The organism is Verrucomicrobiota bacterium (assembly GCA_016200005.1).
GTDB lineage: Bacteria > Verrucomicrobiota > Verrucomicrobiia > Limisphaerales > PALSA-1396 > PALSA-1396.
The window spans coordinates 38,137-53,561 of sequence record JACQFP010000050.1; the positions used below are offsets into that span (position 1 = coordinate 38,137).

Here is a 15,425-nt window from a genome sequence, read left to right on the forward strand (position 1 = left end):
GATGGCGCGCTCAATCCACGCGCAGCCAGAGCGTTTTCAGATAAGCGGGTTCACTTCGGTTCACGGGAAAGTCCGGTGGTTGTGGCGCGTAATATCGTTGAGCGATGCTTCGCTTTCCGGCGCGCACGGAAGCTTCCACGGTGGCGACAAAATGTTCGGCAGACCAGCCCGCATCATTGGTTGAAGTGAATAAGACACCGCCGGTTTTAGTGAGCGGCAAGGCCAGCGACACCAGTTTGCCAAAATCCTTTTCCGCACGAAACGCACCGTGCTCCTTTGATCGCGAGAACGTCGGCGGATCGAGCACAACCACATCGAACTTGCGCCCCTTCTTGGACAGCCGCTTCAGCCAGTCGAAAACGTCACCGTAAATAAAGTCATGGTCAGCGGGATTCAGTTTGTTCAGGGCAAAGTTCCGCTTGCCCCATTCGAGATACTTTTTGGAGAGATCAAGGCTCGTCGTGCGCGCCCCGGCTCTAGCTGCACAAACGGAGAAGCCGCAGGTGTAGGCGAAGGTGTTCAGGACCGAGATTTGCGATTTTCGATTTGCGACTTCCGGTTGAAAGAGTGAGAGGTTCGCGGCCACATGTCCTGTCAGAAATCTTCGCCGATTGTCCCGTTGATCGAGAAACAAACCAACCGAGTAGCCTTCGTTGAAGCTGAGTTCGAGTCGAACGTCGTTCTCTTGAATCAGAAATGTCGGCGGTGCCGGTTCGCCCAGTGTCAGTTGCGGCGAAGCTTGGGCGAGGTTCGCCTTGCGGACGTGGCGGGAGAGAATCTTGTGGTAAGCGCCGCGCAGCGAAAAGGTTTCAAGCAATTGTGCCAGTTGTTTTCGCCGATCGTCGTTCAACGGTTCTTCCGCTTGCGACAAAAGAAAGTCCCCGAGCCGATCCACATACCATCCGGGCCAACCATCGCTCGCGCCGTGAATCAAACGATACGCGTTCGTGAATTCCGGCTCGATCACGGCCTGGCGCAACGCCAGCCGTGTATCGAAGGAGAAATCCACCGGCGCTTTGAACACCAACTCCTCGCCGGATGCGGGGTGCCGCACTTGCAACTCTGCCGCGTGCAGACAAACCCGTTGGAAAGCCGTGCCGCCGTAAAGTGTGTCGCCGAGAATGGGGAAACCGCTCGCGGCGGCATGAACGCGGATTTGATGTGTTCGACCGGTGAGCGGCGATGCCTCGATCAAGGTGTAGGAGCCGACCTGAGGAGGCTCGACTCTAAAATCCGAAATCCGAAATCCGAAATCCGAATCTGGAATAAGTTTCCTTAGGTCGGCTGTTGCGGGAATTGTGAATCGCGTTTCTGCGAGATCGCCTTGAGCGCTGCTGACGTAGCGCTCGCCTGAGCGGACGATTCTCGATTTCACCAGGAATTCCTTGCGGTCAACCGCGCGATCCGTCAGCAACAAATACTTTTTCTGCACCGTGCGCGACGCAAATTGTTCCGTGAGCGAGTGGTTCGCGAGGGGAGTTTTGCCGAAGACGATCACGCCGCTCGTCTCCTTGTCGAGCCGGTGAATGATCGCCAGCTTCGCCCATCGCGGCTCACGGTGTTTGAGCCAGTCGTAAATTCCCTCGCCGGCGAATGGACTCGGCGCGTGCGTGTTCCAACCGGCGGGCTTGTTCACCACCAGCAAATGTTCGTTTTCAAAAAGCAAACTCGGAAGCATGCAGAGATGAAATCATGAAAACGCAGACCGTTGGAGTTCAAACTTCAGTTTGTCCGAGCGCGTTGGTCGCGGCCACTCTGACAAGCTGAAGCTTGGACTCCAACTTACCAGAAATTCCACGCTCCTTTCCACACGACCCAGATGCCCAGTAAACAATTAGTGATCGCGTGCGCGGTCATCGCGTCGCCGAGCCGATTCTTCCAACAAACCAATCCTTGGTAGGCGAACGCGCAGAGAATGCCCGCCAGCCATTCGTGATGGGAAAATCCAAAAATGAGGGCGGTGATGAGAAACGGTTTCCAATGGAAAAGGCCCAACGGCACTGACTTAAAATCCGGCCTCGCAATCCAGCGATACAGAAAGGAACGATAAAACACTTCTTCTAACGGCGGCACAACCAGTGACGAGCCGACAATGCGCACGACGATGAATAGCCACGCGAACGCGGTGTTTTGGCCGAATTGGACATGAGGATTCCACGGATGTAATGCGGTTGGTTTGGGGCACAAGAAATCGAGACCAATGGACTTCAATATCGGGCAAACGTAGCTCTGAATGATTTCCGCGACGCTCGGATAAAGTCCATCCAATCCCACCCAAAGCGCAAACACGGCCACGCCCACTACCCCGGCCTCCCAACTGATTTTCCAACGCATCTCCTCGACCAGCGGCCACACGCTCCAGATCAACCATGCGCCGACGACTGTCTTGGCCAGATAAAACCAGTAGCGCGATGCTTCGCCGAATGGTCCCTGGCAGAAGGTCAGTCCGAGAAAAACCACAAACGGCAACACGCGGGCGAGCGCCGGGGAGGTCGCCAGTTTTGTTTGCAGCAGGTTCATTACGAATCGAGCGGGAGATGCGCTTTCTCGGCCAATCACCAACTCCACCTCACGGCAAAACCATCTCGTTGGTTTTGCCGCCGACAATCACCGTGACGCTTTCCGGACCGATCGCCACCAATCGCGCTTCGCCAATGCGATCGCCGACCCTCCGGATTTTTCCATTGATCACCGCCGATGGATTCTTGCGGGTGTAAAAAATGCCTTGCAGTTTCAGCGGTGGAGGAGCAGGCGGTTCGACGACGGCAGCGGTCGTGTTGGAAATCGCGTTGATGGTTCCCGCCGGAGTTGGGTTCGTCGTCGCCGGCTGCACGCCGCCGGCGGAAGCCGGTGGCGCGGAAGTTGACGAACTCGGCCCTGGAGTTGTCTGGGCGGTGGCCGGTTTTGGATTGGAGGTGACGATCTTGTTTGCGGCCGGCGGCTTTGCTTCAAGCTCAGGTTTCTTCGCCATTTGTGCCTGTTGCAGTTTGGCTTGATCAATCCAACGCCAGAGAAAGATCCCGGCCAGCGCCAGAACGACAGCGAGCGCCAAAGGTAAAACCAGGAAGGGCCAGAGACTTGGCTGATACGACGGCTCGGTGGGCCGCAACGGCGGCGCTTCCGCGGCCGCGGGCGGTTGCTCTTGCTTGGCCTGCTTCGCCCGTTTCAAGGCGTCGTTGATCAGACTCATACGTTAATTTCTCCTTCCAGTTCACGCAGCGCCCGGCCCACCATGCGATAATCAATCCGGTCGCTCTGTTGCACGAAGCCGGCCAGCAGCGCCTTGTCGCACACCGCATTCACCAAGCGTGGCACCCCGTGACTGTAATTGTAAACTCGCCACATCGCGGGTCGCGTGAAATACGGTCCGTTCTTTGCCCCGGAAACCTCCAAACGATGTTGCACGTAATGGCTCACTTCATATCGACTCAGCGGACGCAAATGATAGCGCACGGTGATACGCTGACGCAACTGTCGCAGCCGATGATTGTTGAGCCGGTCGCGCAACTCCGGCTGACCGAGCAGCACGATCTGCAGAAGTTTGTGGTCGTCCGTTTCGAGATTGGAAAGCAAGCGGACCTGTTCGAGCAATTCATCGGTCAAATCCTGTGCTTCGTCGATGATCAGGACGGCGTCCTTGCCCTGTTCCGCCTGCGACAGCAAGAAATTGTTGAGCAGCCACAAGATTTCCAACCCATCCATTCCATGCGCGTCCAGACCGAACTCCATCGCAATGGCCTTCATCAAATGATCGGCATCGAGCACGGGATTCAAGATCAACGCCGTGGCGTAATGATGGTCAAGCTGTTCCAGCATCGCGCGGCAAAGCGTCGTTTTGCCCGCACCGACTTCGCCGGTCAATTGGACAAAACCTTTCCGCTCGCGAATCCCGTAAAGCAGGTGATTGAACGCTTCCCGGTGTTTCGCGCTGAAAAACAGAAAGCGCGGATTGGGCGTGATGGTGAACGGCGGCTCCGTCAGCCCGTAATATTCCAAATACACGCGGTTTATTTAACAAAAATCAGACCGAAAGGAAGCGAAAGAAAACCCGGGCGAAAATACCCAAGTACCCAAGCACCCAAACACCCAAGTACCCAAACTTGGAACACTCGCCGAGCGTTCGTGGTGCCTTTGGGCACTTGGGTGCTTGGTTATTTTACATCGCCCCGCGCACCGCCCTCAACAATGCCTCCGCCTCCGCCGGCGTGCCGATCGTGATGCGCAAATAATCCCTCACCTCCGGCTGGTCGAACCAGCGCACCAGAATCTTCCGGGCGCGCAATTTCTCCAGCCACACTTTGGCTGGAAAACGCGGTGGGCGCACCAGCAGGAAATTTGTCTGGCTCGGCAACACTTTGAAACCAAGTGACTCCAATTGGCCGGCGAGACGCCCGCGTGTTTTCCGGACACGACGGAAGATCACGCGGTAGTAAGGTAGATCGTCCAATGTCGCTTCAGCGGCAATCTGGCCAAGCCCGTTCACGTTATAGCTGTCGCGAATTTTTTGCAGGGCAGCGATGAGTTCGGGATGTCCGACGAAATAACCGACACGCTGGAAGCAAAGTGAATACGCCTTTGAGAACGTGCGGGCCACAAGCACGTGCGAATGTTTCAGTGCAAGCGACATAGCGTTCTCGTCGCCGAAATCCACGTAGGCTTCGTCCAGCACGACAACGCCGCGTTGCGCATTGCAAAGCGCGTCGAGTTCCTTCGTCGAATAACCGCGACCGCTCGGCGCATTCGGTGTGGTGACGAACGTGAGCGCCGCTCCGAAATTCCATTGCTCGCCGCGTTTCAGCTCCGCGTTGCTCGGCAAACCAAAATCCGGCTTGAGCGGTACGGCGTTCCTCACCGCGCCATGCATGTCCGCCAGCACCGGATAAAGCGAGTAACTCGGTGTGAAATACTGCACCGTTGCTTTCGGCAATTTTGAATTTTGAATTTTGAATTTTGAAATCGGTTCAACAAAGCATCTCACTGCCAGCGCCAGCAATTCATCCGAGCCGTTGCCCACGATGATGTTCTCCGGCTTGCAACGATGCAGCCGGGCCAGCTTCTCGCGCAACCGCTCTGCCGTCGGGTTCGGATACAGCCGCAACCGCCCGTCCACCGCCGCCCGCACCGCCCGCAACGCGCGCGGCGACGGCGGATACGGATTCTCGTTCGTGTTGAGCTTGATCAGTCCTTTGATCTTCGGCTGCTCGCCCGGCACATAGGCGTGCAGGTCGCGCACGAGCGGGCGGATAAACGAGCCAAGAGTTTTCATCAATCAATAATCTAATTTCATCGGCAGCCGGTGCTGAACTGACTTCTCGGCATGGTGGAGAAACATGGCTAAACCAAATCGTGCGCCTTGGTCGAAAGAATCTTGTCGTCCAGCGCCGTCATATCTCCATTTTTCAAAATCAGACGCATTACCATTGTAGCTCTCGGCATTCAGTTGCTTCAGTTGGTTGAGAAGCAAAACAGAAGACCCGAAAACGACTTCGTTTCCAACAACGTCTGGAGCTTTGAAAGTAAATGCGAAGTCGCACGGCAACCAAATCTCGACGTTGAATAGCTGGTAAAACCGGCTCTTGAATTCAGGCAAAGTTGATGCTTGGAATGCTTCGTCCTTATCCCAATCTGTTACTGCTTTTTCAGGTCTTTTGAAACGAGGGTGTTCCGTGTGTGCTGCTAGAAGAACGACACACGCGTAGCCAATCCAATCTGGCTTGTCAGTAAAATATGCGGCATCTGCTCGTTCATCCCACGAAAGACCTAAAGGCAGATGCGGTTTCAATCCGGCCTCTAACGAACATCGCCAACCATCCACAGCCTGATGGATAACGACTGGATCTGTGATTTTGTCCGCGGGCTCAGGGTTTGTGCGGATCGTTTTGAAAGCCACGCCTTGCTCGCGCGCGGTTTTTTGAATGATTGTTTCCCAATCGCCTGAGCAGTATCGAGTGAATGGTCCAACATAAATGTCGAGTCCCATAGTTTCTTCCTGTTATTTTGTTCGCACTTCTGCCGACTTGCCATGCGCGTCCAAACCTTCGAGTTCCGCAAACTTTTTCACAGCGGGCAGCGCTTGCTTGAGCGAGGCGCGATTGTATTCCACCACGCTCGTGCGGCGTTCAGGCGGCTTTGTCCAGAGCGACGGAAACACGCAAACCCAGCGGCTCCAGTATTTCCTGTAATGTTTCCAAAGTCGGATTGCCGTTCCTGGAAAGAATCTTGTAAAGGCTGGGACGCTTCAGTCCGACGCGTCCGGCCAGATTTCCCACGCCGCCGCCCGCCTCGACCACGTCTTTTAGCGCAATCAGGAAGGCCGCGCTGTCCTTTTCCGCCAGCACTTGCGCGAGATATTCCGCGGCGTATTTGGGATCGCGCAGCCGCTTTTTCAGGTCAGCCTTGTAATTTTTCAGACGCATATTTTGTGAATCGTTGCCACAGTTGTTGCGCGCGGCGGATGTCGCGCGGCTGGCTGCGTTTGTCGCCGCCGCCGACCAGCACGACAACTTTCTGGCCGTGCAATCCGTAATAAACGCGGAGTCCCGGCCCAACGCTGATCCGCAGCTCAAACACGCCGCCACCGACGGACTTGCAATCGCCGAAATTTCCGGCGCGCACGCGAGTCAGACGCGCATCCACCGCCGCCTGCATTCGTTTGTCGCGAAGGGAATCGAACCACTCATCAAACGGGACGAGCCCATTCTGAAGCTCCAGCTTCTTGATTTCCTTCTCAACCATTTTGAGTGTAATCTATAGGTGACAGACCTGTCAACCTACCGATGGAGAAATTATTCCCTTATCTCCGCACTTTTCCCATGCGCGCCCAAGCCTTCCAGTCCCGCGAATGTTTTCACGGCTGACAGCGCTTTCTTGAGCGAGGCGCGGGTGTATTCGACGACGCTGGTGCGGCGTTGGAATTGGTCCACAGTCAGACCGGCGAACGACACGCCCGCGCCGCCGGTCGGAAGGGTGTGGCTCGGGCCGGCCACGTAATCGCCCAGTACCGTCGGCGACCATGGGCCGAGGAAAATCGCACCTGCCGTCAGAATGCCTTCGGAAACTCTGCGTGGATTGCGCGTCATCACTTCGCAATGCTCCGGCGCGAGTTGGTTCGCCAGCGTCACTGCGTTGTCGAGTGTCTTGACCTGAATCAGCCACGCGTTGTCGTCCAGCACACGTTGGATGAATTCGCGACGCGCCAGCTTGGGCAACTGCTCCGCGATTTCCCTTTCAACAGCTTTGAGAATCGTTGCCGAGGTTGTGATCAGCCACACGCGTTCGTGACCTGAACCGTGTTCGGCCTGCGCCAGCAGATCGGCGGCGGCGAACTTCGGATTCGCCGTGTCATCCGCCAGCACGAGCACTTCACTAGGACCAGGCAACAGATCAATCGCCACGTGGCCAAAGAGCAATCGCTTGGCGATGACGACGTAGGCGTTGCCCGGGCCAAAAACTTTCTGGACGCTATGGATTGTTTTCGTGCCGTAAGCCATTGCCGCAATCGCCTGCGCGCCGCCGACGCGGTAAATCTCCGTTGCCCCCGCCGCGCGCGCGGCAAACAGGAGCGCGGAGTGGATTCCGCCATCCTTGCCGCAGGGAGTGCAGATGACGATTTCCGGGCAGCCCGTCACCTTCGCGAGCGTGATGGTCATCAGCGCCGTTGAAACCAGCGGCGCGGTTCCACCGGGAATGTAAATGCCGACGCGCTGGAACGGATCGAACTTCTCGCCCACGGTCGCACCGTGCGAATTCTTCATCCACCAGTCCTTGCGCCTGGATTTGTTCGCGAAGCTGGCGATGTTCTTCTCCGCCTCGGCCACCGCCTGTCTCAGACCTTCGTCCGCCTTGACCGAGGCGCTCACCAGCTCCGCCTTCGTCACGGCCAGTTGATCGGTGGTCAGTTTCGCGCGGTCGAATCGTTCGGTCAGTTCCAAGAGAGCATCGTCGCCGCGCACCTGCACTTCGTTGAGAATGGCGAGCGTGCGTTGTTCGATTTGCGGATCGAAAAGGCTGGACGACGCAGTCACCAGCTTGAGCTTGGCGGCGTAATCGCGGTCGGTGAAACGAATGACGTTCATGCGGCTCGAAACTAGGAGAATGCGCTGCAAAAGTCAAAAGGTGGACTTCAAGCGCGACAGAAAGTTTGTTCCGACTGCGCCTGCGGCCAGACTGGATTTGATTTTCGGGGGAGGGTGTGGGAAGCTCGGGCACCGCGAGCGCACGGCATAACTGGTTTGAAAACGTCACATTGCCATTCACCCACAGCGACTCGGATATTATTTCTCCGCTGCTTCACTTGCGTGACGCGTCATCGCCCGGCCACAATTGTGAAATGCGCAGTCCTTGGTTTGTTGACGCTTTTTGGTTCAGGCGATGTGCGGAGTGCCCCGGCCACTGTGCCGCCTCCGACCGCGCCTCGTTTCAGTTCGAATCAGATTTTGATCAAGCCCAAGGCCGGAATCAGCCTGGGCACGCTCGCCAGCTTTCACGCGCTTCAAAAGGGCGAAGCAACGCGCACGTTCGCGGGCATCGGCAACATACAAGTCGTCCGTCTGCCAAAAGGCGAAACCGTTCCAAACTTCATCCGAAAGTACGAACAAAGCGGCCTGGTCGAATACGCCGAACCGGATTACATCGTGCATCTGGCCGCCGCCGCGCCGAATGATCCGAAGTATCTCGATGGCACGCTGTGGGGTTTGAACAACACCGGACAATTCAGTGGCACGGTGGACGCGGACATCGACGCGCCGGAGGGTTGGGAGGTGTTGCATTCAGCCAGCAATATTGTCGTGGCGGTGATCGACACGGGCGTTCGTTACACGCACGAAGACTTGGCGGCCAACATGTGGGTGAACCCCAACGATGGCAGTCATGGCCTGTGCGTGGTGACAAACGCGAACACCGGGATGTTGGATCCCAAGGACCCCAACGACGATTACGGGCACGGTACGCTCGTCGCCGGCATTCTCGGTGGCGTGGGCAACAACGGCAAAGGTGTCACGGGCGTGGCGTGGCGCGTGCAAATCATGGCTTGCAAATTCATCGACAACTTGGGCAACGGCACCTACTCCGACGCGATTGCCTGCATTGATTACGCGCGAACCAATGGCGCGAAAATCATCAATGCAAGCTGGGGTGACTATGGTTTCTCGATGTCGTTGTCCAATGCGATTTACAGCGCGCGCAATGCCGACATCATTTTTGTCGCCGCTGCCGGCAATAACGCTACCGACGTTGACATCAGCCCATACTATCCCGCGGGCTACGACATCGACAACATCGTATCGGTCGCCGCCAGCACCCGGTATGACTCGATGGCCGGTTTCTCCAACTATGGCGTCACGAATGTTGATCTCGCCGCGCCCGGCGAAAACATTTGTTCCACCTATTTTAATTCCGACAGTGACTACCTCGACCAGTTCAGTGTGCTTGCCAAGGGGACTTCCTTTGCCGCGCCCTATGTCTCCGGCACCTTCGCGCTGATGCTGGTCAAATACCCCACGGAAACACCACAACAAATCATCAGCCGCCTGCTGGCGGCCACTGACCCATTGCCGGCGTTCACCGGCAAATGTGTCACCGGCGGACGGCTGAACTTTCAAAAGGCGATCGGCCCGCCCATCCGCTTGACTGCCGTTCCGACTGTGAGCAACGGCCCGTTCCAGTTGCATCTCTCCGGCGACCCGAATCGCACTTATGTCATCCAGGTCACGACAAATTTCCTGAGTTGGACGCCGGTCTTCACCAACATCACCTCGACCAACGGCGCATTTGACTTCAGCGACGACCAGTCCACGAACTCCAGTTCGCGCATCTACCGCGCCGTGTCCGCGCCCTAATTCCGCCATCAAATCGCGCTTGGCGAAGATGTGGGAAATAGGCTTCAATCCACCAAATGCAAAACGCGATCATCGTGGCGCTGGACGTTCCGGAACTTGAAACCGCCTTGCGCCTGGCGGACGCACTCGCTCCCGTCGTCGGCGCTTTCAAAATCGGCAGCGAATTGTTCACCAGCGACGGGCCGGAAATCGTTCGCCGGATCCGCGGCACCGGCGCCGACGTCTTTCTTGACCTGAAGTTTCACGACATCCCCAATACCGTCGCCAAAGCTGTGGCTGCCGCCACTCGACTTGACGTGCAGATGCTCACCGTGCACGCGGGCGGCGGACTCGAAATGATGCGCGCGGCAGAACATTCGGCGCAACAAACCGCGTTGCAATCCGGCCGTAACGCGCCACTCGTCCTCGGCGTTACGGTGCTGACCAGCCTCGAAAGCCATGAGTTAAGCGAAGTCGGCTTGGATGGAAACGTTGGTCGGCAGGTGGAACGACTGGCCACGTTGGCCGCCAAAGCTGGATTGCGTGGATTGGTTTGTTCGCCCTTGGAAATCACGGCGCTGCGGCAATTCCTGCCGGCGAAGATGCAGTTGGTCACTCCCGGCATCCGCACTGGCACTGAAAAAGCCGACGACCAGAAACGCACGCTCAGTGCGCGTGAAGCCATCGACGCCGGCGCCGACTGGCTGGTCATTGGCCGGCCAATTTACGCGGCGGAAAATCCGCGCGCCGCCGCGGAAAAGATTTTGGCGTCTCTGAAGTGAAAGCTCACGTCGCCGGCACAAAACGCTGAAAAAGCAACGCGGCGATAAACAACAGGAAGAACACCAGACTCTGTTCGCGCGTGCAATCCGCCACGGCCAGCAAATCCACCAGCGGTATCCCGGCAAGCAGCCCGCTCACGGTGCGACCGATGTTGCGTTCGCTGTTCCAGAACGTGAACCGCAACGAGCGGATGACCCACAGGCCAAAGATCGCGGAGACCAGCAACGCGGCACGTTGATATTCACGCGGGTTCATCAGCAGCGCGAGAAAGACAGCCGTCGCGAGAAGGAGACACGGCCAGTAACGAAAAGGCGCGTGGGTGCTTTCCTTGCGGGCGAGATAGCTCAGGCCGATGATGTAGGCTGCCAACGCCAGTCCGCACCAGATCGCCCAGCCAGTGACGCCATTCAGTCCGACGGACGCCGCTACCAAGTAGAGCAGAAACCGGCACATCGCCATCAACAACGGCGAAAAAGTGATGAGCTTGTGAATCGCGTCGTAAACGAGAATGCAAACCAACAGAATCACGGCAAGGGTGCCCGTGGTGTTGCCCAGTAGAATCAACACTGCCGCGCCACCAGCCAGCAACGCCAATCCTAATTGCCACACCGTTTTCAACTCAATGGCGCCGGAGGGAATGGGCCGTTCGCGCCGATGTTGAGCGTCAAAATCGGCGTCGAACGCGTCATTGAGAAACATGCCGCCGGTGTAAAGCAGCGTCGCGCCCAGCATCATCCACCAGAATTCTCGTGACCTGCCTCCGTCGCTCAGCAACCAGCCAGCCAGGCAATTCGACCAGACGGTGGGCAGGTTGGAGACGCGACCCAAAATGAGGAGCGTTCGCCAGAACGGAGGTTGGGTCAGTTGGATCATGTGAACAAACATTGAAGGGAAGGTCGGAAACGAATCCGCCTCACCCGTCCTAACGGCCACCCTCTCCCCATCCGATGGGGAGAGGGACGGGGTGAGGGGCTTCGGTAAATGACTTTCGTTGTGCCGCGCGGTCTAGTCATTGGTTGGCCAGTCCCCGCTCGGCGAGACGTTGTAATGTCCATTCGTATTCCGCCACGAGTTGATCGACCACGCTGCGGTCCTTCAATTCCGGCGGTAGCACTTCCCAGGTGTAAGTTTCCATTTCGAGATGCGAGCACAGCGCCGGGTTCCACTGCAACAAATCAAGGATGCCTAGAACGTGATCCGATGTGGTTTCGTACCACGTCGATGCTGGCGCGTGCAGAGGAATGTGAAAATGAATCCGCCACTCGGTCGCTTCCGGATTTTCAATTTCATATTGCGGACTGAGCGCGTCGCCGAGGTCGCGAAAAATATTCAACGTCCCGTCCGGATTGCACACGACGACCTGGTGCAGATAAATGTCGTCGGCAAAGGCGGCGAGCGCCTGACGGACTTCCTGCGTGGGGCGCACCTTCAACGCCGAACTGAGATGGAGTTTGCTGATCTTGATGTTGTGTTGTCGGAACAATGCGATGGCATTACGCGGCTCTTCAAATTCAACGGCGAGATGACAGGTGTCGTAGTTGACGCCGAGATGTTCATCAATTCGCGGATCGTGTCGATGCTCGGCGCGCAGTCGGTCGAAGAACTGAACGGTTTCACCGCTGGTTTCCAGCAGACAAAGGGGTTCCGGCTCCAGACCGAGATGCAATTTGCGTCCGGTTTGTTTGCTGACGCGGGCGATGTGCTCGATACAGTGCCAGAGATTGTCCCGAATCATCTTCAACTCTTCGGGAATCGTGACGAACCCTTTGAACGACGCAGGCACGGTGCTGACGCTGCCTTCGACGCCCATCGGCACCAATTGAGACAGCAGGTCAAACAGCAGCTTCGTGTAATCCAATCTTTCCGGCGTCGTCCAGTCCGGCTTATAGACCTGTTCCTTGACGCGCGTCCCATGAAACCGGCCAAAAGGAAATCCGTTGATGGTGAAAACGTAGCAACGGTTCTGGTCGAGCCATTTTTTGAACGCCAGCAACGTGGCGCGTTCGCTCAACTCCTGCGCCGCCTGGTTGCTCAAGCGCAGCCCGATGGCATACGGCTGGTCGGGACAAACCCTTTGCTTCACGGCCAGCGTGTGCGTCTGGAGCGATTCAAATGTCTCCTGCCAGGTCTCGCCACGATGAATGTTCGTGCAATAGGCGAGATGCAGGCCGTGGTTCAGTTTCATCGGATGCCACGCAATATAACGCGCCGCCGTCGAAACTGGAAAGCGGGAAAAATGCGTTGGGAAGATTGAGCATCCAGATGAAGCCGGTGCTTCCCGTCAAAGCTGATCAATCGCCAGCACGCGCAGCATTTCTTCGAGGGTAGTCTGGCCTTTGATTACGCGGCGCAGGCCGTTTTGCCAGAGCGTTTGCATGCCTTGGGCGGTAATGACTTCCTGGAGAGAGCGCGTCGGCAATTTTTTCAAGATGGCGTCACGCACGACTTCGTTGACGACGAGCAGTTCCGTCACCGCAATGCGCCCGGAGTAACCGGTTTGCAGACATTGGTCGCAGCCGGCGCCGCGACTGAACTGCGCCGATTCGATAACCTCCGCTGGTAACACGGCCAGCGAACTTGGCTCAGGCTGATACGGCTGGGCGCAGTTCGGACAGTTCATGCGTACCAGACGCAAGCCGAGCACCCCGGCAATGCTCGAAGCAAGCAGGAACGGTTCGATGTCCATGTTGATTAACCGCGCAAACACGCCGGCGGCAATGCCGCTGTGAATGGTGCTGATGACAAGATGGCCGGTCAGTCCGGCTTGCACCGCGATGGCGGCGGTTTCCGCGTCGCGGATTTCACCGACCATGATGACTTGCGGGTCTTGTCGCATCAACGAGCGGAGCGCGACGGGATAAGTGAAATTCTGCGCGGGTTTCACCTGCGCCTGACTGATCATCGGCAGGTTGAATTCCACCGGGTCTTCCACGGTGGCGATGCTGATGGTGGAGCCGTGCTTTTGAACGAGGTGGTAAAGCGCTGCATAGATCGACGTGGTTTTTCCCGAACCGGTCGGCCCGGTCAACAGGATCAATCCGCTTGGTCGCGAGAGCAGTTGCAACAACGTTTTCAACGTCTCTTCCTCAAAGCCGAGGGCGTGGAGGTCGAAACTCCGATTGCTGGGATCAAAAATCCGCACGACAATTTTCTCACCACGCACGGTCGGGAACACCGAGATGCGCAACTCCACGCCGCCGAGGTCGGGGTCGGCGGGCGCGTGACCTTCCTGCGGCAAACCAGTTTGGTAGGTCACGAGGTTGGCCATGACCTTGAAGCGACCGGCGACTTTTTCCATTAGATCAAGCGGCAGATGAATCAGTTCGCTGAGCACGCCGTTGAGCCGGATGCGCACGCAGAGCGACGTTTCCCACGGCTCAATGTGGATGTCGCTGGCTCCGGCTTTGATGGCGTCGGCCACGATGTGGTTGACGAGCGTGCCGATTTCGATGCTCTCAACTGTTTCGCTGGCCTGGAGATATGATGCGGTTTGGCTCACGATATTGCGCTATGACTGATTGATTGCCTGATTGGTAGGTTTTCTCCCGCGTCTTGTCAGCAAGAAACTGCCGGTTTCTTGGCTAAAAACAGGTGTTTTGCCAGGAAAACGGGTCAAAAACCACTTCCCGATTGACCCGGTGGAAAATGTCCGATATGAACCGGGCAACGAGTTTCCCACTAAACGCACAGTCAACATGCCTTCAACACTTCGTTGCGCGGTCATCGGCACGGGCGCTATTGGCCTCGATCACTTGAACAGTTTTCTGCACTGTCGTCGCGCCACGGTGGCCGCCATCGCCGAGAGCAGTCCGGAGCGGGCCAAAGAAGCCTCCGAACGTTACAAAATCCCCCGCAGCTATGCCGATTACCGGGAACTGCTCGACCAGCCGGACATCGACGCCGTCACCATCGCGCTGCCGAACCATCTGCACGCGCCGGTTGCCATCGAAGCCTTGAAGGCGCGCAAGCACGTCTTGCTGGAAAAGCCGATGGCGATGAATGCTACCGAAGCTGCCAAGATCATCGACACCGCAAAGAAGATGCGACGCACCCTCATGGTCGGGCAGAATTTCCGGTTCGATCGCCAGACGCAGATTGCAAAACAATTCATCCAACGTGGCGACTTGGGAGAAATCTATCATGCCCGCGCCTTTTGGATGAGGCGCAGTGGCATCCCGCGAACGGGTTCCTGGTTTACGCAAAAGAAACTGGCCGGTGGCGGATGCACGGTCGATCTCGGCGTGCACATGCTCGACGCCTGCCTGCATCTGATGGAGGATTTCGAGGTGACACGCGTCTCGGCGCAGACCTTCGCCAAGTTCGGCCCGCGCGGTCTCGGAGAATTGGACTGGGGACGGAGTGAAATCAATCCCCAAAAACCGTTCGACGTGGACGATTACAGCATCGCCTTGCTCAGATTCAAGAGTGGCAAGACGGTGACGCTCGAAACGAGTTGGGCCGCCAACCATCCCAGCGAGGCGCGCGAATACGGTGTTGATTTGCTCGGCACGACCGCCGGGCTTTCTCTCTATCCGGCGCGGCTGTTTCGCAGCGGGCCGTGCGGTTATGAGACCATCCAGCTCGCCACGCCGAAAGTGTTGCCGCACGAAGACCGCATCCAGCATTTCATCAACTGCGCGCTCGACGGCAAAAAGCCGCTCGTTCCAGTCGAGGAATCTTTGAAGGTGCAGGAAATCCTTGATGCGATTTACGAATCGGCGGCCAGCGGTAAAGAGGTAAAGATCGGCTGATACTTTGCGCCGGCGACGTCGGCGAACCGAGATGCGCATTCGCAGTGTTCCTAGCAATGCGGAGGTTGACCCTTCC

General features: G+C 57.2%; 16 protein-coding genes. 3 read left to right on the forward strand and 13 right to left on the reverse strand.

Annotated features, from left to right (window positions below):
• Positions 1 to 10: 10 nt before the first annotated feature.
• The 10 genes from HY298_18280 to hisD all read right to left on the reverse strand — a co-directional run bounded on the left by HY298_18280 (position 11) and on the right by hisD (position 8,075).
• Positions 11 to 1,678: a class I SAM-dependent methyltransferase gene (locus HY298_18280; GenBank protein ID MBI3852208.1), complete on the reverse strand. Its 1,668-nt coding sequence runs from the start codon at positions 1,676 to 1,678 to the stop codon at positions 11 to 13.
• A gap of 104 nt (positions 1,679 to 1,782) precedes the next feature.
• On the reverse strand, positions 1,783 to 2,520 hold the full coding sequence (locus HY298_18285; protein MBI3852209.1) for a CAAX prenyl protease-related protein: 738 nt from the start codon (positions 2,518 to 2,520) through the stop codon (positions 1,783 to 1,785).
• Positions 2,521 to 2,569: 49 nt separating this feature from the next.
• A complete protein-coding gene (locus tag HY298_18290) occupies positions 2,570 to 3,190 on the reverse strand; it encodes a hypothetical protein (GenBank protein MBI3852210.1) in 621 nt (206 codons plus the stop codon).
• Positions 3,187 to 4,002 carry an AAA family ATPase gene (locus HY298_18295; GenBank protein MBI3852211.1) on the reverse strand — a complete coding sequence of 272 codons (816 nt, stop codon included), beginning with the start codon at positions 4,000 to 4,002 and terminating at the stop codon, positions 3,187 to 3,189. Before HY298_18295 ends, HY298_18290 begins: the two co-directional genes overlap by 4 nt.
• A gap of 154 nt (positions 4,003 to 4,156) precedes the next feature.
• A complete protein-coding gene (gene hisC / locus HY298_18300) occupies positions 4,157 to 5,266 on the reverse strand; it encodes a histidinol-phosphate transaminase (GenBank protein ID MBI3852212.1) in 1,110 nt (369 codons plus the stop codon).
• Between the two features lie 3 nt (positions 5,267 to 5,269).
• A complete protein-coding gene (locus tag HY298_18305) occupies positions 5,270 to 5,980 on the reverse strand; it encodes a hypothetical protein (protein MBI3852213.1) in 711 nt (236 codons plus the stop codon).
• A 12-nt stretch (positions 5,981 to 5,992) separates the two neighbouring features.
• Positions 5,993 to 6,199 (reverse strand): histidinol dehydrogenase, encoded by a 207-nt coding sequence (locus tag HY298_18310; protein MBI3852214.1) that lies wholly within the window; start codon positions 6,197 to 6,199, stop codon positions 5,993 to 5,995.
• Complete coding sequence (locus HY298_18315; protein MBI3852215.1) at positions 6,120 to 6,416, reverse strand: putative addiction module antidote protein; 297 nt, start codon at positions 6,414 to 6,416, stop codon at positions 6,120 to 6,122. The genes HY298_18310 and HY298_18315 overlap by 80 nt, the downstream gene beginning before the upstream one ends.
• On the reverse strand, positions 6,391 to 6,735 hold the full coding sequence (locus HY298_18320; protein ID MBI3852216.1) for a type II toxin-antitoxin system RelE/ParE family toxin: 345 nt from the start codon (positions 6,733 to 6,735) through the stop codon (positions 6,391 to 6,393). Before HY298_18320 ends, HY298_18315 begins: the two co-directional genes overlap by 26 nt.
• Before the next feature lie 50 nt (positions 6,736 to 6,785).
• Positions 6,786 to 8,075 (reverse strand): histidinol dehydrogenase, encoded by a 1,290-nt coding sequence (gene hisD / locus HY298_18325; protein ID MBI3852217.1) that lies wholly within the window; start codon positions 8,073 to 8,075, stop codon positions 6,786 to 6,788.
• Between the two features lie 360 nt (positions 8,076 to 8,435).
• On the opposite strand from hisD, the gene HY298_18330 reads away from it, so the two are divergent.
• Both HY298_18330 and pyrF read left to right on the forward strand, forming a co-directional pair.
• Entirely contained in the window at positions 8,436 to 9,836 is a 1,401-nt protein-coding gene (locus tag HY298_18330) for a S8 family serine peptidase (GenBank protein MBI3852218.1), read from the forward strand.
• A 56-nt stretch (positions 9,837 to 9,892) separates the two neighbouring features.
• Positions 9,893 to 10,597, forward strand: a complete 705-nt coding sequence (gene pyrF, locus HY298_18335; GenBank protein MBI3852219.1) for an orotidine-5'-phosphate decarboxylase — start codon at positions 9,893 to 9,895, stop codon at positions 10,595 to 10,597.
• Between the two features lie 4 nt (positions 10,598 to 10,601).
• On the opposite strand, the gene HY298_18340 is transcribed toward pyrF, so the two are convergent.
• The 3 genes from HY298_18340 to HY298_18350 form a co-directional block, all read right to left on the reverse strand.
• Entirely contained in the window at positions 10,602 to 11,471 is an 870-nt protein-coding gene (locus HY298_18340) for a UbiA family prenyltransferase (GenBank protein ID MBI3852220.1), read from the reverse strand.
• A gap of 136 nt (positions 11,472 to 11,607) precedes the next feature.
• Positions 11,608 to 12,783, reverse strand: a complete 1,176-nt coding sequence (eboE, locus tag HY298_18345) for a metabolite traffic protein EboE (GenBank protein ID MBI3852221.1) — start codon at positions 12,781 to 12,783, stop codon at positions 11,608 to 11,610.
• Between the two features lie 96 nt (positions 12,784 to 12,879).
• Complete coding sequence (locus HY298_18350; protein MBI3852222.1) at positions 12,880 to 14,097, reverse strand: type II/IV secretion system protein; 1,218 nt, start codon at positions 14,095 to 14,097, stop codon at positions 12,880 to 12,882.
• 196 nt (positions 14,098 to 14,293) lie between these two features.
• On the opposite strand from HY298_18350, the gene HY298_18355 reads away from it, so the two are divergent.
• Positions 14,294 to 15,349 (forward strand): Gfo/Idh/MocA family oxidoreductase, encoded by a 1,056-nt coding sequence (locus HY298_18355; protein ID MBI3852223.1) that lies wholly within the window; start codon positions 14,294 to 14,296, stop codon positions 15,347 to 15,349.
• Positions 15,350 to 15,425: the final 76 nt, after the last annotated feature.